This window comes from Brevundimonas sp., from assembly GCF_035998205.1.
GTDB lineage: Bacteria > Pseudomonadota > Alphaproteobacteria > Caulobacterales > Caulobacteraceae > Brevundimonas.
Window position 1 is genome coordinate 106,542 of the sequence record NZ_DASYHT010000006.1, and the last position, 18,929, is coordinate 125,470.

At 70.5% G+C, this 18,929-nt stretch carries 22 protein-coding genes; 15 read left to right on the forward strand and 7 right to left on the reverse strand.

Annotated elements, in window-relative coordinates; translation table 11 throughout:
• The first annotated feature begins 11 nt into the window (after positions 1-11).
• The 13 genes from VGN74_RS10530 (at position 12) to VGN74_RS10590 (ending at position 10,244) form a co-directional block, all read left to right on the forward strand.
• Positions 12-701, forward strand: coding sequence for a TorF family putative porin (locus tag VGN74_RS10530; RefSeq protein ID WP_327447930.1), 690 nt, complete (start codon positions 12-14; stop codon positions 699-701).
• Positions 702-767: 66 nt separating this feature from the next.
• Entirely contained in the window at positions 768-2,717 is a 1,950-nt protein-coding gene (locus VGN74_RS10535; protein ID WP_327449467.1) for a methyl-accepting chemotaxis protein, read from the forward strand.
• Positions 2,717-2,992, forward strand: coding sequence for an STAS domain-containing protein (locus VGN74_RS10540; RefSeq protein ID WP_327447932.1), 276 nt, complete (start codon positions 2,717-2,719; stop codon positions 2,990-2,992). Before VGN74_RS10535 ends, VGN74_RS10540 begins: the two co-directional genes overlap by 1 nt.
• On the forward strand, positions 2,989-3,354 hold the full coding sequence (locus VGN74_RS10545) for a response regulator (protein ID WP_327447934.1): 366 nt from the start codon (positions 2,989-2,991) through the stop codon (positions 3,352-3,354). Before VGN74_RS10540 ends, VGN74_RS10545 begins: the two co-directional genes overlap by 4 nt.
• A gap of 1 nt (position 3,355) precedes the next feature.
• The gene (locus tag VGN74_RS10550; RefSeq protein WP_327447936.1) at positions 3,356-5,554 is read left to right on the forward strand and encodes a chemotaxis protein CheA; all 2,199 of its coding nucleotides are present in this window, start codon (positions 3,356-3,358) and stop codon (positions 5,552-5,554) included.
• Between the two features lie 5 nt (positions 5,555-5,559).
• Positions 5,560-6,024, forward strand: a complete 465-nt coding sequence (locus tag VGN74_RS10555; protein WP_327447937.1) for a chemotaxis protein CheW — start codon at positions 5,560-5,562, stop codon at positions 6,022-6,024.
• Positions 6,021-6,875 carry a protein-glutamate O-methyltransferase gene (locus tag VGN74_RS10560; RefSeq protein WP_327447939.1) on the forward strand — a complete coding sequence of 285 codons (855 nt, stop codon included), beginning with the start codon at positions 6,021-6,023 and terminating at the stop codon, positions 6,873-6,875. Before VGN74_RS10555 ends, VGN74_RS10560 begins: the two co-directional genes overlap by 4 nt.
• Positions 6,872-7,912, forward strand: a complete 1,041-nt coding sequence (locus VGN74_RS10565; protein ID WP_327447941.1) for a chemotaxis response regulator protein-glutamate methylesterase — start codon at positions 6,872-6,874, stop codon at positions 7,910-7,912. The genes VGN74_RS10560 and VGN74_RS10565 overlap by 4 nt, the downstream gene beginning before the upstream one ends.
• A gap of 12 nt (positions 7,913-7,924) precedes the next feature.
• Positions 7,925-8,314 carry a response regulator gene (locus VGN74_RS10570; protein ID WP_327447943.1) on the forward strand — a complete coding sequence of 130 codons (390 nt, stop codon included), beginning with the start codon at positions 7,925-7,927 and terminating at the stop codon, positions 8,312-8,314.
• On the forward strand, positions 8,311-8,850 hold the full coding sequence (locus VGN74_RS10575) for a chemotaxis protein CheD (protein WP_414643547.1): 540 nt from the start codon (positions 8,311-8,313) through the stop codon (positions 8,848-8,850). Before VGN74_RS10570 ends, VGN74_RS10575 begins: the two co-directional genes overlap by 4 nt.
• Entirely contained in the window at positions 8,850-9,176 is a 327-nt protein-coding gene (locus tag VGN74_RS10580; RefSeq protein WP_327447951.1) for a hypothetical protein, read from the forward strand. Before VGN74_RS10575 ends, VGN74_RS10580 begins: the two co-directional genes overlap by 1 nt.
• 4 nt (positions 9,177-9,180) lie before the next feature.
• The gene (locus tag VGN74_RS10585; RefSeq protein WP_327447953.1) at positions 9,181-9,777 is read left to right on the forward strand and encodes a response regulator; all 597 of its coding nucleotides are present in this window, start codon (positions 9,181-9,183) and stop codon (positions 9,775-9,777) included.
• The gene (locus tag VGN74_RS10590) at positions 9,774-10,244 is read left to right on the forward strand and encodes a chemotaxis protein CheE (RefSeq protein WP_327447955.1); all 471 of its coding nucleotides are present in this window, start codon (positions 9,774-9,776) and stop codon (positions 10,242-10,244) included. The genes VGN74_RS10585 and VGN74_RS10590 overlap by 4 nt, the downstream gene beginning before the upstream one ends.
• Positions 10,245-10,253: 9 nt before the next feature.
• Here VGN74_RS10590 and VGN74_RS10595 read toward each other — a convergent pair whose 3' ends face one another.
• From VGN74_RS10595 to rpmB, 3 genes are all read right to left on the reverse strand, one after another.
• On the reverse strand, positions 10,254-11,978 hold the full coding sequence (locus tag VGN74_RS10595) for a M1 family metallopeptidase (RefSeq protein WP_327447957.1): 1,725 nt from the start codon (positions 11,976-11,978) through the stop codon (positions 10,254-10,256).
• Between the two features lie 11 nt (positions 11,979-11,989).
• Positions 11,990-13,753, reverse strand: coding sequence for a M1 family metallopeptidase (locus VGN74_RS10600; RefSeq protein ID WP_327447959.1), 1,764 nt, complete (start codon positions 13,751-13,753; stop codon positions 11,990-11,992).
• Positions 13,754-13,859: 106 nt separating this feature from the next.
• Positions 13,860-14,156 (reverse strand): 50S ribosomal protein L28, encoded by a 297-nt coding sequence (gene rpmB / locus VGN74_RS10605; RefSeq protein ID WP_327447960.1) that lies wholly within the window; start codon positions 14,154-14,156, stop codon positions 13,860-13,862.
• 241 nt (positions 14,157-14,397) lie between these two features.
• Here rpmB and VGN74_RS10610 point away from each other — a divergent pair, with 241 nt between their 5' ends.
• Complete coding sequence (locus tag VGN74_RS10610) at positions 14,398-14,862, forward strand: DUF3617 domain-containing protein (protein ID WP_327447961.1); 465 nt, start codon at positions 14,398-14,400, stop codon at positions 14,860-14,862.
• A 79-nt stretch (positions 14,863-14,941) separates the two neighbouring features.
• On the opposite strand, the gene VGN74_RS10615 is transcribed toward VGN74_RS10610, so the two are convergent.
• Together VGN74_RS10615 and fdxA are read right to left on the reverse strand one after the other, a co-directional pair.
• On the reverse strand, positions 14,942-15,472 hold the full coding sequence (locus VGN74_RS10615; RefSeq protein WP_175359265.1) for a CarD family transcriptional regulator: 531 nt from the start codon (positions 15,470-15,472) through the stop codon (positions 14,942-14,944).
• Between the two features lie 295 nt (positions 15,473-15,767).
• Complete coding sequence (fdxA, locus tag VGN74_RS10620) at positions 15,768-16,109, reverse strand: ferredoxin FdxA (protein ID WP_327447966.1); 342 nt, start codon at positions 16,107-16,109, stop codon at positions 15,768-15,770.
• A gap of 139 nt (positions 16,110-16,248) precedes the next feature.
• Between fdxA and VGN74_RS10625 the strand changes: the two genes are divergently transcribed.
• Positions 16,249-16,878: a YceI family protein gene (locus VGN74_RS10625; RefSeq protein WP_327447968.1), complete on the forward strand. Its 630-nt coding sequence runs from the start codon at positions 16,249-16,251 to the stop codon at positions 16,876-16,878.
• A 391-nt stretch (positions 16,879-17,269) separates the two neighbouring features.
• Here the strand turns inward: VGN74_RS10625 and VGN74_RS10630 are convergent, their stop codons facing one another.
• Both VGN74_RS10630 and VGN74_RS10635 read right to left on the reverse strand, forming a co-directional pair.
• Positions 17,270-17,551, reverse strand: coding sequence for an RNA-binding S4 domain-containing protein (locus VGN74_RS10630; RefSeq protein ID WP_327447970.1), 282 nt, complete (start codon positions 17,549-17,551; stop codon positions 17,270-17,272).
• Positions 17,548-18,918 carry an MFS transporter gene (locus tag VGN74_RS10635; RefSeq protein ID WP_327447972.1) on the reverse strand — a complete coding sequence of 457 codons (1,371 nt, stop codon included), beginning with the start codon at positions 18,916-18,918 and terminating at the stop codon, positions 17,548-17,550. Before VGN74_RS10635 ends, VGN74_RS10630 begins: the two co-directional genes overlap by 4 nt.
• Positions 18,919-18,929: the final 11 nt, after the last annotated feature.

Here is an 18,929-nt window from a genome sequence, read left to right on the forward strand (position 1 = left end):
AGAACCGCAAAATGCGCTTTCCCAAGCTGAAGGCTCTCGCCATCGCCCTGTTCTCCGCCGCCGGTCTCACCGCCGGAACCGCTGCGGCGCAGGACCTGAACTTCAACGGTCAGGTGGGCGTCACCACGGAATACATGGGCAAGGGTCTCGGCAAGAGCGACGGCCCGGCCGTCAACGGCCGTGTCGGCGTCGAGTGGGGCAACGCCTACGCCAACGTCTTCGTCTCGACCGCCGACCTGTCCTCGGGGGCCGACTCCGAGGTCGTGTCGACCGTCGGCTACACGATCGAGGCCGGGGAGTTCGAAGTCGACCTCGCGGTGGTCAACCGTGACGTCCAGGGCGCCCGCGCCGGATTCGACGCCAACTTCTGGGAATACGAGGCCACCATCGGCCGCAAGATCGGTCCGGTCTCGACCAAGGTGAAGTTCAACTACACGCCGGACGGCTCGGGCAATACGCGCGAGGCCTGGTGGATCGAGGCCTCGGCCGCGATCAACCTGAACTCGGCGACCCAGCTGAGCGCCGCGCTCGGCGACCGCACCGCGGACGGCGGGGCTGAATACACGGCCTGGAACGTCGGCGTGCGCCGCAAGCTGACCGACTCCGTCTCGCTGGACGTCCGCTACTACGACACCGACCGCCACGAACTGGGGGATCCGTACGACGCGCGCGTCGTCGCCGCCCTCTCCTTCCGCTTCTAAGCCAAGTCTTAAGACCCGCAGGCCATCTTCGGGTGGCCTGCAAGCAAAGGAACGCCGCCCGTGTTCATGTCCAACCTGCCGATCAGTCGTAAACTGGCGATCGCCTTCGGCTCCGTGCTGATCACGATCGCCGCCATGGGCGCGCTGATCTTCACCAATCTGCTGGCGCTGGAGCGCGCGGCGGACCAGCGGGCGGCGGCCAACCAGGACATTCGAGACCTGTCGACCGCCGAGCTGCGGCTCGGACGGCAGGAGAACAGCTTCCGCGGCTATCTGCTGACGCGGGACCCCTACTACCTCGAGCGCCTGACGGCGCACGGAGAGACCTTCGACCAGGCCATCGCCGATCTGCGCGAGGGGGCCACGCCGGAGATGCTGCCGCATCTGGACAGCGTCACGGCGGCGATGGCGACCTGGCGCCAGGAAGTGGTCGGGAATGGCGTGCCGCTGGCGCGCGACCCTGCGACCTATGCCCAGGCCGTCGCCATGGTCGGCCAGAGCGGCAGCGCTGACGGCTACATGGGGGCGATCGAGGAGGGGATCGACGCGCTCAAGGAAATCTCGATGCAGCGCATCACGGCTGTCTCCACCGAGATGGAGACGCGCACCAAGACCTCGGAATATGTCATTATCGGCGGCATTGGCGCCGCCCTTCTGATCGCTCTCGGGATGGGCTGGATCCTGTCCCGCGGCCTCGGCGTCCCGGCGATGGCGATCGTCGGTCACATGCGCAAGCTGATGACCGGCGACACCTCGATCGTCGTCAAGGAAGCGGATCGCAAGGACGAGTTCGGCGAGATGGGCCGCGCGGTCGTGGCCTTCCGCGACGCCGCCATCGAGAAGGTCCGGCTGGAGAGCGAGGCCGCCCAGGCCCGCGAGCAGGCCGAGATCGAGCGCAGGCGCAACCTGACCGCCACCGAGGCCCAGGCCGAGGAGCAGGCGCTGGTGGTGAGCAACCTGGCCGACGGCCTGTCGCGCCTCAGCAACGGCGACCTGACCTGCGCCATCACCGCCGACTTCCCCGGCGAGTACGCCAAGCTGAAGACCGACTTTAACGCCGCCGTCGAACAGCTGCGCGACGCCATGGGCGTGGTCATCAGCAACATCGGCGGCATCCGCTCGGGCTCGAGCGAGATCAGCCAGGCGGCGGACGATCTGTCGCGGCGCACCGAGCAGCAGGCGGCCTCGCTGGAAGAGACCGCCGCGGCGCTGGACGAGATCACCGCCACCGTGAACCGCACCGCTTCGGGGGCGCGCGAGGCGTCCGACGCGGTCAAGGCGGCGAAGAGCGACGCCGAGACCTCGGGGGTCGTGGTGCGTGACGCCGTCACCGCCATGGGCGCCATCGAGAAGTCGGCCAATGAGATCAGCCAGATCATCGGGGTGATCGACGAGATCGCCTTCCAGACCAACCTGCTGGCCCTGAACGCCGGGGTCGAGGCGGCCCGGGCCGGCGAGGCCGGTCGCGGCTTCGCCGTCGTGGCGTCGGAAGTCCGGGCCCTGGCCCAGCGCTCGGCCGAGGCGGCCAAGGAGATCAAGACGCTGATCTCGGCCTCGTCGGCCCAGGTCGGCAACGGCGTGAACCTGGTCGGCCAGACCGGCGAGGCGCTGGAGCGGATCGTGGTGCGGGTGGCCGAGATCGACACCCTCGTCGCCGAGATCTCGGCCTCGGCCCAGGAGCAGGCCACCGGCCTCGCCCAGGTCAACAGCGCTGTTAACCAAATGGATCAGGTTACGCAGCAGAATGCGGCCATGGTCGAGCAATCCACCGCCGCCAGCCACAGCCTGTCCCGGGAAGCCGAAGCGCTGGCCCAGTCGGTCGGCCGTTTCAACGTCGGCGGCGGCGCCGTCCGCAGCGCGGCCCCGGCGCCCGCTCCGGCCGCCGCGGCCCCGGCGCCCCGCGCGCCCGCGCCCCGGCCCGCGGCCAGCGCCCCGGCGCTCAAGACCGTCGGTCGCGGCGGCGCCGCCCTGAAGTCCGAACAGGCCGCCAGCGAAGACGGCTGGGAGGAGTTCTGATGGCGGCCCGCATCCAGCTGAAGCCCGTCCTCGACATCCAGCAGGCCACGCCGCTCAAGGCGGACCTGCTGGCGGTCCGCGGCCAGTCCGCGGAGATCGACGCCAGCGGCGTGGAGCGTCTCGGGGGCCTTTGCCTCCAGGTGCTGCTGTCCGCGCAACAGACCTGGCAGGCCGATGGCCAGGAGCTTTCCATCACCGGCGCGTCCGAGGCTTTCGCGAGCCAGTGGACCGCCTTTGGCGCCCCGTCCCTCCCCAATTCCGGAGAACTTTCGTGACCAAGACGGTCCTGACCATCGACGACAGTCGCACGATGCGCGACATGCTTCAGATGGCCCTGGTTGAGGCGGGCTACCGCGTCATCCAGGCAGTCGACGGCGTGGACGGGCTGGAGACCCTGAGCGCCGAGGGCGCCGACATCATCATCACCGACATCAACATGCCGCGCCTCGACGGGTTCGGCGTGATCGAGGGCGTGCGGGCCGATCCGGCGCACCGCGCCACCCCGATCCTGGTGCTGACCACGGAAAGCGACGCGGCCAAGAAGGCGCGGGCCCGCGAGGCCGGCGCGACCGGCTGGATCGTCAAGCCGTTCGACCCGGCCAAGCTGGTCGACGCCGTGCGCCGGGTGGCGGCCTGACATGAGCGACGGCGTCGATCCCTTTGAGGCCATCAAGGCGACCTTCTTCCAGGAGTGCGACGAGCTGCTCGCCGACCTGGAAGGCGGTCTGCTGGCCATCGAGTCCGGCTCCGACGACACGGAGACGGTGAACGCCGTGTTCCGCGCCGTCCACTCGATCAAGGGCGGCGCCGGCGCCTTCGGCCTCGACGACCTGGTCCGTTTCGCCCACGTCTTCGAAACCCTGCTCGACGAGATCCGCGCTGGCCGCAAGCCGGCCGATGACCCGACGGTCAAGACGCTGCTGCGCGCCGCCGACCTGCTCAGCGACCACGTGGCCTGCGCCCGCGGCGACGGCGATCCGGTCGACGAGGAGCGCTCGAACGGCCTTGTCGCCGAGCTGGAAGCCCTGACCCACGGGGAGGCGGCGCCGGGTGGCGACGCTGACGCCGGCGGGGCGGACGAAGATGACGACTTCGGCTTCACCCCCGTCGCCTTCGGCGGCCTCGAGGAGCCGGCTCCGGCCGGGATCGAGGCGGAGTCGAAAGGCTGGAAGGTCGAGTTCAAGCCGGCCGGGCGCATGTACGCCCACGCCAACGAGACGGCGCTGCTGCTGCGCGAGCTGGGGCGCCTCGGCCATCTCAGCGTCAGCGTCGATACGACCGAGCTGCCGCCGCTCGACGCCCTCGACCCCGAGACCGGCTATCTGACGTGGCGCTGCGAGCTGGAGACCGACGTCGACGAGGGCTCGGTCCGCGAGGTGTTTGACTTCGTCGAGGCCGACTGTCCCGTCACGGTCAGCCCGCTGACCGATGCGGCCGCCGCGCCGCCGGCCTCCGCGCCGGCCGAAGCTGAAGCGCCGGCTGACCTGGATATCGCCGCCCTGCTGGCGGTCGCCAAGGGCGCCACCGAAGCCCCCGCGGCCGAGCCCGCGCCGCCCGCCAAGGCCGCCGCGCCCGCCAAGGCCGCTGCGCCCGCCGCTTCGCCCGCCCAGGGCCAGGCCCAGGGCCAGTCCGCGCCGGCGGTGACCATCCGCGTCGACCTCGACCGGGTCGATCGCCTGATCAACGTCGTCGGCGAACTGGTGATCCAGCAGGCGATGCTGTCGCAACGCGTGACCGAGAGCGGCGTGGCCCGCTCGTCGGGCGTGGCCGCCGGGCTTGAGGACCTCGAACTGCTGACCCGGGAAATCCAGGACAGCGTGATGGCCATCCGCGCGCAGCCGGTGAAGTCGGTGTTCCAGCGGATGCCGCGTCTGGTCCGCGAAGTCGCGGAAATGACCAGCAAGCGCGTGCGTCTGGTGACCGCCGGTGAGGACACCGAGGTCGACAAGACCGTGGTCGAACGCCTCGCCGAGCCGATCACCCACATGATCCGCAACGCCATCGACCACGGGCTGGAGACGCCCGAGGCGCGTGTGGCGGCCGGGAAGCCCGAAGAGGGCACGGTGCGTCTGGCCGCGCTGCATCGCTCGGGCCGGATCGTCATCGAGATCAGCGACGACGGGAAGGGCATCAACCGCGAGCGCGTCCGCAGCATCGCCGTGTCCAAGGGCCTGATCCCGGAAGACGCGGTGCTGACCGACGACGAGGTCGACAACCTGATCTTCCTGCCGGGCTTCTCGACCGCCGACGCCGTGTCGGACATCAGCGGCCGCGGCGTGGGCATGGACGTGGTCAAGCGTTCGATCCAGTCGCTGGGCGGCCGCATCTCGATCACCTCGGTGCCGGGCAAGGGCTCGACCTTCACCCTCAGCCTGCCGCTGACCCTCGCCGTGCTGGACGGGATGGTGGTGACCGCCGCCGAGCAGACGCTCGTGGCCCCGCTGCCGGCGATCGTCGAGAGCCTCACGCCGCGCGCGGAGGATGTGCAGTATGTGGGCGGCCACGACCCGGTGATCATGTTCCGAGAGACCTTTGTTCCGCTGATCGATGTGGCCCTGTCGCTCGGCTATCGCACCGAACCGATGACGCCGTCGGAAGGCGTGGCGGTGATCGTCGAGACCGAGGCCGGCACCCGCGCGGCCCTGCTGTTCGACGCCATCCAGGGCCAGCGCCAGGTCGTCATCAAGAGCCTCGAGACCAACTACCAGCAGATCGAGGGCGTGGCCGCCGCCACCATCCTCGGTAACGGCCGCGTGGCGCTGATCCTCGACATCGACGCCATCGTCACCAGCGCCCGGCGGCGTCCGACCCGCCCGGAATTCAAACTCGCGAGCTGAGAGTCATGACCCAAGCCTCAACCGCCGCCTCCGCCGCCCGTGAACTGATCTCCTTCCGCATCGGGGAACAGGCGTTCTGCGTCGACATCATGGCTGTGCGCGAGATCCGCGGGTGGACCCCGGCCACGGCCGTGCCGCGCACCGCCAGCTACATGAAGGGCGTGATCAACCTGCGCGGCGCGGTGCTGCCGATCATCGACCTCGGGGCCCGTCTAGGGCTGAAGACCACCGAGCCGACCGCCCGCCACGTGATCATGGTCGTCGCGGTCGGCGAGCGCACCATCGGCCTGCTGGTCGATGCGGTGTCCGACATCATCGAGATGACCGACGACGCCATCCAGCCGACGCCGGACATCGGCAGCGACCGGGCCCGCGGCTTCGTCAAGGGCATCCTCGCCATCGATGGCCGCATGGTCAGCCTGATCGATCTCAACTGGATCCTGCCGGAACCGGAGTCCGAGGCCGCATGACCCGAACCGCCGAGCGCGAGTCGCTGGTCGAGGGAGAGTTTCCACTCACCCCGGAGGATTTCCGCCAGATCGCGCAGATCCTGCATGGCCACGCCGGCATCGCCCTGCATGAAGGCAAGGCGGCGCTCGTCTACTCGCGTCTGGCCAAGCGCCTGCGCGCCCTGGGGCTGCGCAGCTTCCGGGACTACTGCGCCCTGATCCAGGCCGAGGACGGTCTCGACGAGCGCCAGGCCATGACGGCGGCGCTCACCACCAATGTCACGCGCTTCTTCCGCGAGCCGCACCACTTCGATCACCTGAAGGACAAGGTGATGCCGGAGCTGGTCCGCCGGGCGCGGGCCGGCGGCCGCGTGCGCCTGTGGTCGGCGGCCTGCTCGAACGGCCAGGAGCCCTATTCCATGGGCATGGTCGTGCTGTCGGAGCTGCCCGAGGCCAACGAGCTCGACGTGAAGATCCTCGCCACCGACATCGACCCGAACATGGTCGCCGAGGGGACGGCGGGCGTCTATTCGTCCGAGGCGCTGGACGCCGCCCCGGTGGCGCTGCGCAACCGCTTCTTCGAGAAGCAGGGCGCCCAGTACAGCGCCGGCGACCAGCTGCGCCGGCTCGTCGCGTTCCGCGAACTGAACCTGATCGGCCAATGGCCGATGCGCGGCCGTTTCGACGTGATCTTCTGCCGCAACGTCGTGATCTATTTCGATGAGCCGACCCAGGAGCAGATCTGGTCGCGGTTCCTGCCGGCGATGACGCCGGACGCCACCCTCTACATCGGTCACTCCGAACGCGTCGCGGGCCCGGCTTCGGCCCGGCTGCGTACGGACGGCCTGACCACCTACAGGCTCAGCGCATGACGGTCTCGGTCCTGATTGTTGACGACTCCCCGACCATGCGGGGACTGATCGCCGCCACCCTGAAGCGCGATCCGGACATCGAGGTGGTCGGCTATGCCGCCAACCCGATGGAGGCGCGCGCCGAGATCAAGCGGCTCAATCCCGACGTCATCACCCTCGACGTCGAGATGCCGGGCATGAACGGCATCGAGTTCCTCGAGAAGATCATGCGCCTGCGGCCGATGCCGGTGGTGATGGTCTCGACCCTGACCCAGGCGGGCGCCGAGGTGACCCTCGCCGCGCTCGAGCTCGGCGCGGTCGATGCGGTCGGCAAGCCGGGGCCCGGAATGACGACGGCCGAGGCCTTCGCCAACCTGTCGAACATCGTCAAGACCGCGGCCCGCTCGCGCGTGCGCACGGCCTCGGGCGCCCCCGCGCCGGCGGCCCGTGGCGCGGACTATCGCGCCGGCGGCGATCACATCCTGGCCATCGGCGCCTCCACCGGCGGCGTCGAGGCGCTGCTGAGCATCATCAGCCGCTTCCCGGCCAACTGCCCGGCGACGGTGATCACCCAGCACATGCCGGCGACGTTCACCCCCAGCTTCGCCGCCCGTCTCGACCGGTCCTGCGCCGCGACGGTGCAGGAGGCCACCGATGGCGCCCCGCTGGAGCCGGGCCGCATCTACCTCGCCCCCGGCGGCGCCATGCACCTCGAGGTCGCCGGCTCGACGCCGCGCTGCCGCCTCGTCGCCGGCGACACGGTCAGCGGGCATCGTCCGTCCGTGGACGTCCTGTTCCACTCGGTCGCCCGCAGCAAGCGCCCCTGCACCGGCGTCATCCTGACCGGCATGGGCCGGGACGGGGCCGAGGGCCTGCTCGCCATCCGCCAGGCCGGGGGACACACCCTCGGTCAGGACGAAGCCTCGTCGGTCGTCTACGGGATGCCGCGCGCCGCCTTCGAGATCGGCGCCGTGGAGCGCCAGCTGTCGCTGTCCCAGATGCCCGACGCCATCCTTGACCTGTGCGCCGCCCGGTCGGCGCGCGCCGGAACGCACTGAGGTTCGCTGACCATGCCCGCCGCCGCCGCCATTCACACCCTCATCGTCGATGACCAGCAGACGATGCGCGCCCTGATCCGGACGAGCCTCCAGCAGATCGGCTTCCGGGAGATCCGTGACGCCTCCGACGGGGAGGCCGCCCTGCGCTCGGTGATCACCCAGCCGCCGCACCTGATCATCTCCGACTTCAACATGCCCAACCTCGATGGCCTGGGCCTGCTGCGCGCCGTCCGGGCCCACGGCCCGTCGTCGAAGACCGCGTTCATCATGCTGACCGGCCGGGCCGATCGCGAGCTGGTCCAGCGGGCCGTGCAGTTCGGGGTCAACAACTATCTGGTGAAGCCGTTCACGGTCGCCCAGCTCAAGGAAAAGCTCGAGAAGGTGTTCGGGACCCTGACATGATGGAACTCACCGCCAACACCCGTGCCCGTCGCGTCCATGTCGGTCAGGGCGAGCATATCGTCAGCACCGATCCGAACGTCGTGCTCAGCACCATCCTCGGCAGCTGCGTGGCCGCGTGCCTGCGCGATCCCGAGGAGGGCGTGGGCGGGATGAACCACTTCCTGCTGCCCGAGGGCAACGGGGCCGAGGGCGCCGCCGGACGGCGCTATGGCGCCTATGCGATGGAAGTCCTGATCAACGACCTGCTCAAGCACGGGGCGCGCCGCGACCGGCTCGAGGCCAAGCTGTTCGGCGGCGGTCGCATGTTCGACTCGCTGAACGATGTGGGCCGCTCCAACGCCGACTTCGCCGAGCGCTTCCTGCGCGACGAGGGCATTCCGCTGGTCGGCGGCAGCCTGCGCGGCCTTGGCGGCCGGCGGGTCCAGTTCTGGCCGGTGAGCGGTCGCGCGCTGGTGCGGGGCGTCGAGGGCGCCGTCAACGAGAAGCCGGTGGTGGCCCCGGAACCCGTGGCGACCGGCGTGCTGGAGCTGTTCTGATGACGCCGACTCAGGAAGCCCTGATGTCCGCCCTGTCCAGCGAGATGGGGGAGATCGCCACCCAGGTCGAGGATCTGGGCGAGCTGCTGGGCCAGCTGCTGCGCGAGCGCGGCGGCCAGATCCAGCCGGAGATGTGGCACACGGTGCAGAGCGCCGACCTGATGGCCCAGTCGCTGCGCGCCATGGAGGGCGTGATGCTCGCCGTGGCGTCGGGCACCGATCCGGCACGGGCCATCGGCACCGTGACCCTGGCGCAGATGCAACATCGCCTGCGCGACGCCCTCGCCGACGCGGACGACACCGGCGCGGCGGCAGCCGCCGGATAGTCTCATGACCCTGCGCTCGAACCGGCGGGTCAATCTCGACAAGACGACGGTTCTGATCGTCGATGACGATCCGCAGGCCCTCGCCATCATGAGCTCGGTCGTCCAGGGCTTCGGCGTGCGGCAGCAGATGCGCTGCGAGACCGCGCGCGAGGCGGTCGACATCCTGACCTCGCGTCAGCCGGACCTCGTGTTCATCGACTGCTCCATGCCCGAGATGGACGGCTATGACTTCGTGCGCTGGGTGCGCCGCGAGGCCCCGGCGCCGCTCAACATGACACCGATCATCATGCTGACCGGTCACGCGGCCCAGAGCCGGGTGGAGAAGAGCCGCGACTGCGGAGCCAGCTTCGTTATCGCCAAGCCCATCACGCCCTCCGTGGTGCTGGACCGGGTGGTCTGGCTGGGGCGCGACACGCGCCCGTTCGTGGAATGCGACGCCTACGCCGGGCCGGATCGCCGGATCCGCAACCTCGGCCCGCCAGCAGGCATGGAGGGGCGGCGCGCCACCGACCTGTCGGGCGAAGTGGGGGCCGCCGCCGGCGAGAACCTCGCCCAGGAAGACATTGACGGCATGTTCAAGCCGATGCGGGTTTCGATATGAGCGCTGTACGCAAGATCTACCGGACCTCGCCGCTGGCCGAGAAGATGGCCGAGCCGGGCGGCATCACCGTCGAGGAGGCGCTGACCCAGGCCGAGGCCGGGCTGGCCAGCCACTATGACGAGGCCATGGCGACCATTCGCCAGCGCCTGTCCCGGCTGGAGTATCTGGCCGCCGAGCAGCGCCCGGAGACGACCGCCGAGGTCTATGCCGTGGCCGAGAAGCTGCTCGACCTGGCCGGCTTCTTCGACACCGGGCCACTGCATCCGGCGGTCTCCAGCCTGTGCGACATCACCGATCACATGCTGCACGCCGGGCGCTGGAACTGGGAGGCCGTGACCCTGCACGTCACGGCGATGCGGCTGATCCTCGAGGGCGGCTGCCGCGACGACGCGGCGTCGATCACCCTGCTGCAGGGCCTGTCGCGCCTGACCGGGCACCTGCGTCAGGAGCGCCCGGCCGGGGCCTGAGCCCCGGGGTCAGCGTCCGCGGCGGCGGTAGGCGACGAGGGCGTCCACGGCGTCCGACTGGCGCAGCACCCGGTTGTCCGGGTCGATCAGCACATGGGCGCCGTCCGGGACCTCCAGCCGCCCGACGCCGCCGGTCATCGGCACGGTGATGAGGCGGCCGTCGACCTCGACCTCGACCGGCAGGGGGAAGGGCGCGCCGTCGCCGGTTTCCCAGCGCAGGGTCAGAACGCCGGCCTCGCGGCTCTGGTGCAGGACCGGCAGGGCGGCGTTGTAGAGATAGCCGCGGAACAGCCAGTCGTAGTCCCGCCCCGTGATGTCGCGGACGATCGCGGCGAAGTCGGGCGTGGTGCGCGTCAGCGGCCGGATCTGGCCCGGCTGCCGATCGTCGGTCCCGTAGACCAGCCGCGTCAGGGCCTGGCGGAAGGCGGCGTCGCCGATCTGGTGACGCAGGGTGTGGGCGAACAGCGAGCCCTTGTAATAGATGTCGTTGCCCGGCCCGTCGCCGTTGAAGTAGCTGACGCCGCGCCGGCCCGAGACCACGGGGAAGCGGTTGGCCAGCGACTCGCGCTGGCCCTTGAGCTCGGCCTCCATGTAGCGGTCGCCATGCAGCCAGCGGGCGTAGAGCGGCTGCATGTAGGTGCCGAGGCCCTCGTGCAGCCACATGTCGTCGCCGTCGACATTGGTCATCTGGTTGCCGAACCACTCGTGGGCCAGCTCGTGGTGCAGCAGCCAGTCGTAGCCCCGGCCGTCGACGCGGTACTGGTTGCCGTAGGCGTTGATGGTCTGGTGCTCCATGCCCAGGTGCGGGGTCTCGACCACGCCCATCTTCTCGTCGGCGAAGGGGTAGGGGCCCACATTGGCCTCGAAGAAGTCGAGCATCGGCGCGAACTGGGCGAAGAGGGCCGCCACATCGGCCGGGGCGTCGGTCTTCAGGTGCCAGAACTCCATCGGGAAGCTGTTGCCGAAGCGGCTCTCGTAGGTCGCCGCCAGCCGCTCATAGGGGCCGACATTGAGGGCGATGGCGTAGGTGTTGGGCTGGCGCGCGCGCCAGCGCCAGGTGGTCCAGCCGTCGCCGTGGTCCTCGGTCCCCAGCAGGACGCCGTTCGACGGGGCCGACAGGTTGGAGGGCACGGTGATGTGCAGCTCGACCTCGCCGGGCTCGCCCGCCGGGTGGTCGATGCACGGCCAGAACAGGTCGCAGCCCTCGCCCTGCACCGCCGTGGCGATCCACGGCTCGCCTGACGGGGCGCTGGCCCAGACGAAGCCGCCGTCCCAGGGCGCCCGCGGGGCGACGCGCGGGGCCCCGTGGTAGCGGATCCGCAGGGTGGCGGCCTGGCCGGCGGCGAGCGTGCGCGGCAGATCGACCGTCAGCCGGCCTTCCGGGTTGCGCCAGGCCTCCGGGGCCACGGCCTGGCCGTCGAGCTCGACGGCGGAGATGTCGAACACCGTGTCCAGCTCGACCGACAGGCGATCCACCGGCGCGGTGGCGGTGAAGGTCAGGACGGCGTCGCCGGCGATCGTCCGGCTCTCGGGCATGATGCGGAAGGCCAGCACGGCCCGGTCGAAGCGCACCGCCTGCTGCTCCGGGGCCAGAGGCTGCTCGCTGGCCAGGGTGAAGGCGGTCGAGGCCCGCGGCGCGGGCGGCGTCGCCGCCTCCTGCGCGAGGGCGGGGGGCGTGAGGACGAGGGCGGCGGCGAGGGCGGCGGCGAGGGTGGCGGGGATGCAGGATCGCATGGGCAGGCTCCTCACGGGCGCGCCGCGGCGCGAGCGGCGGCGGCGGCGGCGCGTTCGGCGTCCTCGCGCCGGGACGCGTTCCAGTCGTCGATGAAGTCGAGCTGGCGCAGCACCTTGTTCTCCGGGTCCACCAGAAGGGTCGCCCCGGCCGGGACCTCGACGGTGGCGCGCCCGCCGGGCATGGCGACGGCGATCAGCGCGCCGTCGACCTCGATCTCGACCGGCATCGGGAAGTCGCCGCCGCCGGCGGCGGTCCAGCTCAGGGTCAGCCGGTCGCCCTCGCGCGTCTGGTGCAGCACCGGCAGGGCCGCCTGGTAGAGATAGGCGTCGAAGAACCAGTCGTAGTCCTGGCCGGTGACGGCGTTGACGATGGCGTTCATGTCGGCGGTCGAGGCGAGCTGCGGCTCGAAGTTGCCCGGCCGGGGATCGGGCCGGCCATAGACCAGCCGGCGCAGCACCTCGAAGAAGGCCTCGTCGCCGATCGTCATTCGCAGGGTGTGGGCGATCAGCGAACCCTTGCTGTAGATGTCGCCGCCGGGGCCGTCGACGCGGTTGTAGACCTGGTTGACCGTGCGGGGGCTGCGCGAGACCACGGGGAAGCGATTGGCCAGTCCGCCGCGCTGGGCCGCCAGCTCGGCCTGCATGTAGCGCTCGCCGTGCAGGAAGCGGGCGTAGAGGGGCTGCATGTAGCTCCCCAGCCCCTCGTGCAGCCACATGTCGTCAGCGTTGCGGTTGGTCAGCTGGTTGGCGAACCATTCGTGCGCGAACTCGTGCTGCAGCAGGGTGTCGTAGCCGCGGCCGTCCAGCCGGTACCCGTTGCCGTAGGCGTTGATGGTCTGGTGCTCCATGCCCAGGTAGGGCGTCTCGACCACGCCCATCTTCTCGTGGCCGAAGGGATAGGGCCCGATCGTCGACTCGAAGAAGTCCAGCATGCGCGGGAACTCGGCGAACAGCCGCGCCACCTTGGCCGGGTCGTCCGAGCGCAGATGCCAGAAGTGCATCGGGATGGTGTTGCCGAACCGGCTGACGTAGGGCGCGGAGACCTCGGCGTAAGGCCCGACATTGATGTTGATGGCGTAGATGTTCGGCCGTTCGGTGCGCCAGCTCCAGGTCCGGGTGCCGTCGCCGTTGTCGCGCACGCCCTGGAAGATCCCGTTGCCCGGCGCGACCAGCGTCTCCGGCACGACCACATGCAGGTCGACCACGCCCGGCTCGGCGTTGGAGTTGTCGATACAGGGCCACAGCAGGTCGCAGCCGTGCAGCTGCATGGCCGAGCCGATCCAGGGCTCGCCGGTCGGCGCGGTGGCCCAGACGAAGCCGCCGTCCCAGGGCGCGCGCGGCGCGGTGCGCGGCTGTCCGCCATAGCGGATGGTCAGGCGGGGGGTCGCCCCGGCGGCCAGCCCGGCGGGAACCTCGATGGTCAGCCGGCCCTCGGGATTGGCCCACCGGTCAGGCGACAGAGCCTCGCCGTCCAGCTGGATGCCGGAGATGGCGTAAAGGGTGTCCAGCTCGACCGACAGCCGCTGGACGGGCGACAGTACGGTGAAGTCGAGGACGGCGACCCCGTCGAGGGACCGGCTCTCCGGGCGGACATGGAAGGTCAGGTCCGCGCGGTCGAAGCGCACGGCCTCCTGCTCGGGCGACCGGGGATTATCGGTCTCGAGCGTGAAGGCGGTGGAGGCGCGGGCGGGGGCGTCCTGCCCCGCCGCGGCGCCGGCGCTGGCCAGCAGGAGCGCGGCGACGGCCGACGCAATCTGGTGAAAACACGACATCATGGCCCCCCGAGGCGTCTGCGGGCAGGCTAGGGGCGGCGGCCGCGGGGCGCAAAGAAAAAGGCCGGCGTCGCCGCCGGCCTTGTGTCTTTCAGCAGGTCGCGCCGGTTCAGGCGGCGGTCTGCTCGGCCAGCTTGGCCTTGATCTGGCGCTTGATGCGCTGGGCCGTCGGCGACAGCTGCTCGTCGCGGGCCTTGACGATGTAGGCGTCGAGGCCGCCCTTGAAGTCGAGGGTGCGCAGCGCGGCGTTGGAGATGCGCAGCGAGAAGGTCTGGCCCAGGGCGTCCGAGGTCACCTTGACGGCCTTCAGCGACGGCAGGAAGCGGCGCTTGGTCTTGATGTTCGAGTGGCTCACGTGGTGGCCGACCATCGGGCCGATCCCGGTGAGTTCGCAGCGACGCGACATCGTCAGATCCTTCGTCGGCGCGACCATGACGGAGCGTCACGGGCGCGTAAAACAGGGACGCGCGGGACAGGGGCCCGCGCGAGAGGGGGCCGTATAGGGGCAAAGGGGCCGGGGCGTCAAGCGGGGCCAGCCGGTTCGCGGACCGGGGCGGCCCGGCGCGGCGGCGGAACCCCCCTGTTCAGCCCCCGTTCAAGCCCGCATCTATAGACCCGAGGCCCATGACCTGTCTGCGAGGAGCGACATGACCCTGACCGACCGCCTGCCCCGTCTGCTGGCCGTGGCGGCCGCCGCGACCGGCGGCGCGCTGCTGCTGGCTGCGCCCACGGTCTCGGCCCCGGCCCAGGAGGCCCCCCAGCCCCAGCCGGGCTACTGGGAGTACAGCACCCGCGTGCTCGGCGTCGGCGAGACCGAGACCAAGTGCGTGCGCCAGAGCGAGATCAACCGCTTCTTCGGCGGCCTGTCGACGCGGCGCTGGTCCTGCACCTATCCGGTGCGGGTGGTCGGCGGCGGCACGGCCCGGTTCGAGGGCGTGTGCCGCGACCGCCGCGGCCGGACCGTGCAGGTGCGCCTGAACGGGCCCTACGAGGCCGAGAGCTTCCGCTTCACCGGCGGCGCCCAGCTGGCCCGCGGCACGCCCTTCATCCCGGCCAGCATCACCGCCCGCCGCGTCAGCGCCGAATGCCCGGCCGGGGCGGAATACTTCTGAGTCTGCGCGTCGGCGCAAACGAAAAGGGCGGGTCCGTCGCCGGGCCCGCCCTTGTCATGTCCGGTGTCCGGAAGGCCGATCAGGCCGCTTCGGCCTGGACCACCGGCTTCTTGGCGCTGAGGGACTTGGCCAGCAGGGCGACGGCCTCGTCCTTGTCGATCTTGTTGGCGGCGGCGACCTCGCGGGCCATGCGGTCCAGCGCCGACTCGTACAGCTGGCGCTCCGAGTAGGACTGTTCCGGCTGGCTCTCGGCGCGGTGCAGGTCGCGCACCACCTCGGCGATCGACACCAGGTCGCCCGAGTTGATCTTGGCCTCGTACTCCTGGGCGCGGCGCGACCACATGGTGCGCTTGATGCGGGCGCGGCCCTTGAGAACGGTCAGGGCCTTGGTCACGACGTCGTCGGCGGCCAGCGAGCGCAGCCCGGCGGTCTTGGCCTTTTTGGTCGGGACGCGCAGGGTCATCTTCTCGTGGTCGAAGGTGACCACATAGACCTCGAGGGACATGCCCGCGACTTCCTGGGTCTCGATCGCCGCCACCTTGCCGACGCCGTGCGCCGGATAGACGACCGCGTCGCCAACCTTGAATTCAAGACCGGTCTTGCTCGTCATGACTTCTCGTCCTTTCCCGGCCGGGACGGCGAGCGCAGACGCGTGAGCAACGACAAAAGGCGGCCCTGCCGGGGGAAGCCGGGGCGGGAGCCTTCAGACGTTACATGCGGATGCGGATCACCAAACCTCAGGCCGACCCCGTCTTGCGGGCGGGGTTCTGTCGCAAAATGAGCGGCGTCCCGTTCAACGGCCGCCGCCCGATCCAATGCGAGGACATTATCACAAAGTGACGGATTTTCAAAACGGTTGATGCGTCCCCCCGGGGCGACCGGGGGCGGATCGTTCCCGACGGGGGTCAGGAGCCCTTGCCGGGCTTCGGCGAGAAGTACTTCTCGAACTTGCCGGTCTCGCGCTCGAACTGTTCGCGGTCGGCCGGTGGCGTGCCCTTGACCGTGATGTTGGGCCAGACCTTGGCGTAGTCGGCGTTGACCTGCAGCCACTTGCCGTCGGGCTCGTCCTCCGTGTCCGGCTTGATGGCGTCGACCGGGCACTCCGGCTCGCAGACGCCGCAGTCGATGCATTCATCCGGGGCGATGACGAGGAAGTTCTCGCCCTCGTAGAAGCAGTCCACCGGACACACTTCCACGCAGTCCATGAACTTGCAGCGGACGCAGGCGTCAGTGACGATGTAGGTCATGGCGGTCGGGAGTCTCGACGGGAGGCCAGCGCAGATGGCTTTCCCGGGGCGGCGTGTCAACCGAGAGGGCTTGCGCCGCGACGCCGGGGCTCCAATCTGCAACAGCGTCGATTACGGTCCAAACCCGAGGAGAAGCCCCATGCGTCACCTGATCCGTCCCGCCGCCCTGGCCGTCGCCGCCGGCGCCCTGCTGTTCGCCGGGGGGGTCGTCGCCCGCGCCCAGATGACCACCACCCCGTCCGAGGTCCGGGCCGGGACCTATGTGCTGGACAGCGAGCACGGCAAGATCACCTGGTCGGTCGATCACCTCGGCCTGTCGACCTACTACGGCCAGTTCGTCAACGTCGCCGCCGAGCTGACGCTGGACCCGGCCAACCCGGCCAACAGCCGCCTGACGGCGACCGTGCCCCTGACCGACGTCGACTCCAACTCGGACGGCCTCGACAACCACCTGCAGACGGCGGACTTCTTCGACACCGCCAACCACCCGACCGCGACCTTCGTGGCCACCTCGATCGTGGTCGACCGCGATGACCCGACCGAGGCCGAGGTGACCGGCAACCTGACCCTGCGCGGCGTCACCCGCCCGGTGACCATGGACGTGGAGTTCAACGCCGCCGGCGAGTTCCGCGGCCAGTACAAGGTCGGCTTCGACGGCGAGGCCACCATCCGCCGCTCGGAATTCGGCATCAACTACGCCCTGCCGGCCATCGGCGACGAGGTCGAGCTGCACCTCGAGGGCGAGTTCGTCCTGCAACCGGCGGGGTGAGTCAGAACGACGCCTTGCGCTGACCTTCTCCCCTTGCGGGAGAAGGTGGTGCGCGGCGCGTGTCGGATGAGGGGTGTCAGCACGGACGCCGACCAGATGTCCTTGGCGTTGTCGGTTCATCACCGAGGGCACGGAGGAAGGCACGGGGGACACAACGGTCGCTGTGCGGCGGCGCGCGAAGCGCTTTGTCCTAATGTCGGACGGACATTTGGAGCGCCTCCGGCGCAGAGCCGCAACGCCGCCGTGCCCTCCGTGCCTTCCTCCGTGCCCTCGGTGATGAACCGGCGACCGTCGCCACATCAGCACAAGCGTCCGTGCTGACACCTCTCATCCGTCATGCTCCGCATGACACCTTCTCCCACAAGGGGAGAAGGGGCGCGATGGCAGCCATTCACGCCGGCGGGGGCAGCTCGAGGTAGAGGGCGCGGGCCTCGTCGGCGGGGCCGCGGCGCTCGCCGAGGGCTGTGACGCGCAGGGCGACCAGCCGGCCGCCGAGCGCGAACAGCAGCTCGTCGCCGGGGTGGACCGAGCGGCTGGGCTTGTCGAGGCGGGTCTGCCGACCGGCGCGGGTCAGCCGCACCCGGCCGCTCTCGACAAACGCCGCAGCCAGCCCGCGGGTCTTGAAGAAGCGCGCCCGCCACAGCCAGACATCAATGCGGCAGGCCTCGCTCATGGCGGCGGGGCCTCTCCGGCCGGCGCGGCGTAGGCGGCGCTGAGGCGGCGGTAGGGCCGCGAGTTGAAGGCCAGCACCGTGACCAGCAGGCCGGTCAGGCCGGCGAGGGTGAAGACCAGGGCCATGCCCCGCTCGGGGCCCGTGCCGAACCAGCCGCCGATCGCCGCCGCCCCCGCGCCGCCGTCGGACATGAAGGGGATGACCACGAACTGGGTCAGGGGGCCGATGAGGAAGGCGGTCAGGGGCGAGGCGGCCTGCTCGACCGCCTGGGCGAAGCCGAACACCCGGCCCTGGCGCTCGTAGGGCACGACCTTCTGCAGGGTGGTCTGCTCGGCCGCCTCGGCCCAGGGGCCGAGGAACATCCAGGCGGCGCAGCCGGCGGCCAGCAGGGCGATGGAGGGCTGCACGGTGAAGATGCTGGCCACGCCCCACATCAGCAGGTTGACGATCATCAGGGTGCGCAGGGGCTTCGGCCCCAGGCCGGTGCGGGCGATGACGAGACCGGCGACGATGAAGGCCACCGACACCCCGCCCCACAGCAGGCCCCAGGCCTCGACCGGCATGAGCGACAGGCCGTAGGCGTCCATCAGGGCCATGAACACGCCGCCGAGGAAGTTGTTGAAGGTGGCGAACAGGATCAGGGCGAACAGGCCGGGGACGGCGGCGACGACCTTCAGGGTGCCGGCGAGGTCGACGCCCCGGCCGGCCCCGGCGGGCGCGTCGGGGGTGTCGGGCCCGGCGGCGGCCGGGGCCGCCGCGTGGGCGGGCAGGCGCACGGTCAGCAGCTGGGCGATGACGAGGACGGTCATGCCGAGGGCGAAGACGAGGGCCCCGCTCATGCCGCCCCAGGCCACCAGCAGGCCGGAGATCACCGAGGTGGTCAGGAAGCCGATGCCCGTGGCCATGCCGACGAGGCCGTTGGCGCGGTCGCGCCGGTCCTCCGGCACGAGGGCGGTCACGAGGGTCGGCAGGGCGATATTGCGCAGGTTGCCGGCGATGACGCCCAGCATGGCCAGGCCGATCAGGACCCAGAGGTGCGGGCCGGCCACCTCACGGAAGGCCGGCTCCGGCGTGAGCAGCAGCAGGCCGAGGCCGACGGCGTAGAAGGCCAGCGAGGCGAGGCTGGAGCCCAGCATCACCCGGAGCTTGCCGTGGTGGTCGACGAGGCTGCCGAACCAGACGGCGAACGCCGCGGTCAGGACGAGGAAGACCCCGGCGACCATGCCCGTGGCGAACACCGAGCGGGTCTCGAGAAAGACCCAGAAGGTCAGGGCGAACCAGACCGTGTAGTTGACGACGCCCGCGACGGCCGTGTTGGCCAGCAGGGCGTGGAAGGCGCGTATCGCCCCGGGCGCCGGCTCAGACATGCGGGGTCACG

What these genes read in the sequence shown, in the direction of transcription:
- VGN74_RS10530 (WP_327447930.1), top strand. Translation starts at nt 12, where the DNA reads ATGCGCTTTCCCAAGCTGAAGGCTCTCGCCATCGCCCTGTTCTCCGCC.
- VGN74_RS10535 (WP_327449467.1), top strand. Translation starts at nt 768, where the DNA reads ATGTCCAACCTGCCGATCAGTCGTAAACTGGCGATCGCCTTCGGCTCC.
- VGN74_RS10540 (WP_327447932.1), top strand. Translation starts at nt 2,717, where the DNA reads ATGGCGGCCCGCATCCAGCTGAAGCCCGTCCTCGACATCCAGCAGGCC.
- VGN74_RS10550 (WP_327447936.1), top strand. Translation starts at nt 3,356, where the DNA reads ATGAGCGACGGCGTCGATCCCTTTGAGGCCATCAAGGCGACCTTCTTC.
- VGN74_RS10555 (WP_327447937.1), top strand. Translation starts at nt 5,560, where the DNA reads ATGACCCAAGCCTCAACCGCCGCCTCCGCCGCCCGTGAACTGATCTCC.
- VGN74_RS10560 (WP_327447939.1), top strand. Translation starts at nt 6,021, where the DNA reads ATGACCCGAACCGCCGAGCGCGAGTCGCTGGTCGAGGGAGAGTTTCCA.
- VGN74_RS10565 (WP_327447941.1), top strand. Translation starts at nt 6,872, where the DNA reads ATGACGGTCTCGGTCCTGATTGTTGACGACTCCCCGACCATGCGGGGA.
- VGN74_RS10570 (WP_327447943.1), top strand. Translation starts at nt 7,925, where the DNA reads ATGCCCGCCGCCGCCGCCATTCACACCCTCATCGTCGATGACCAGCAG.
- VGN74_RS10575 (WP_414643547.1), top strand. Translation starts at nt 8,311, where the DNA reads ATGATGGAACTCACCGCCAACACCCGTGCCCGTCGCGTCCATGTCGGT.
- VGN74_RS10580 (WP_327447951.1), top strand. Translation starts at nt 8,850, where the DNA reads ATGACGCCGACTCAGGAAGCCCTGATGTCCGCCCTGTCCAGCGAGATG.
- VGN74_RS10585 (WP_327447953.1), top strand. Translation starts at nt 9,181, where the DNA reads ATGACCCTGCGCTCGAACCGGCGGGTCAATCTCGACAAGACGACGGTT.
- VGN74_RS10590 (WP_327447955.1), top strand. Translation starts at nt 9,774, where the DNA reads ATGAGCGCTGTACGCAAGATCTACCGGACCTCGCCGCTGGCCGAGAAG.
- VGN74_RS10595 (WP_327447957.1), bottom strand. Translation starts at nt 11,978, where the DNA reads ATGCGATCCTGCATCCCCGCCACCCTCGCCGCCGCCCTCGCCGCCGCC.
- VGN74_RS10600 (WP_327447959.1), bottom strand. Translation starts at nt 13,753, where the DNA reads ATGATGTCGTGTTTTCACCAGATTGCGTCGGCCGTCGCCGCGCTCCTG.
- rpmB (WP_327447960.1), bottom strand. Translation starts at nt 14,156, where the DNA reads ATGTCGCGTCGCTGCGAACTCACCGGGATCGGCCCGATGGTCGGCCAC.
- VGN74_RS10610 (WP_327447961.1), top strand. Translation starts at nt 14,398, where the DNA reads ATGACCCTGACCGACCGCCTGCCCCGTCTGCTGGCCGTGGCGGCCGCC.
- VGN74_RS10615 (WP_175359265.1), bottom strand. Translation starts at nt 15,472, where the DNA reads ATGACGAGCAAGACCGGTCTTGAATTCAAGGTTGGCGACGCGGTCGTC.
- fdxA (WP_327447966.1), bottom strand. Translation starts at nt 16,109, where the DNA reads ATGACCTACATCGTCACTGACGCCTGCGTCCGCTGCAAGTTCATGGAC.
- VGN74_RS10625 (WP_327447968.1), top strand. Translation starts at nt 16,249, where the DNA reads ATGCGTCACCTGATCCGTCCCGCCGCCCTGGCCGTCGCCGCCGGCGCC.
- VGN74_RS10630 (WP_327447970.1), bottom strand. Translation starts at nt 17,551, where the DNA reads ATGAGCGAGGCCTGCCGCATTGATGTCTGGCTGTGGCGGGCGCGCTTC.
- VGN74_RS10635 (WP_327447972.1), bottom strand. Translation starts at nt 18,918, where the DNA reads ATGTCTGAGCCGGCGCCCGGGGCGATACGCGCCTTCCACGCCCTGCTG.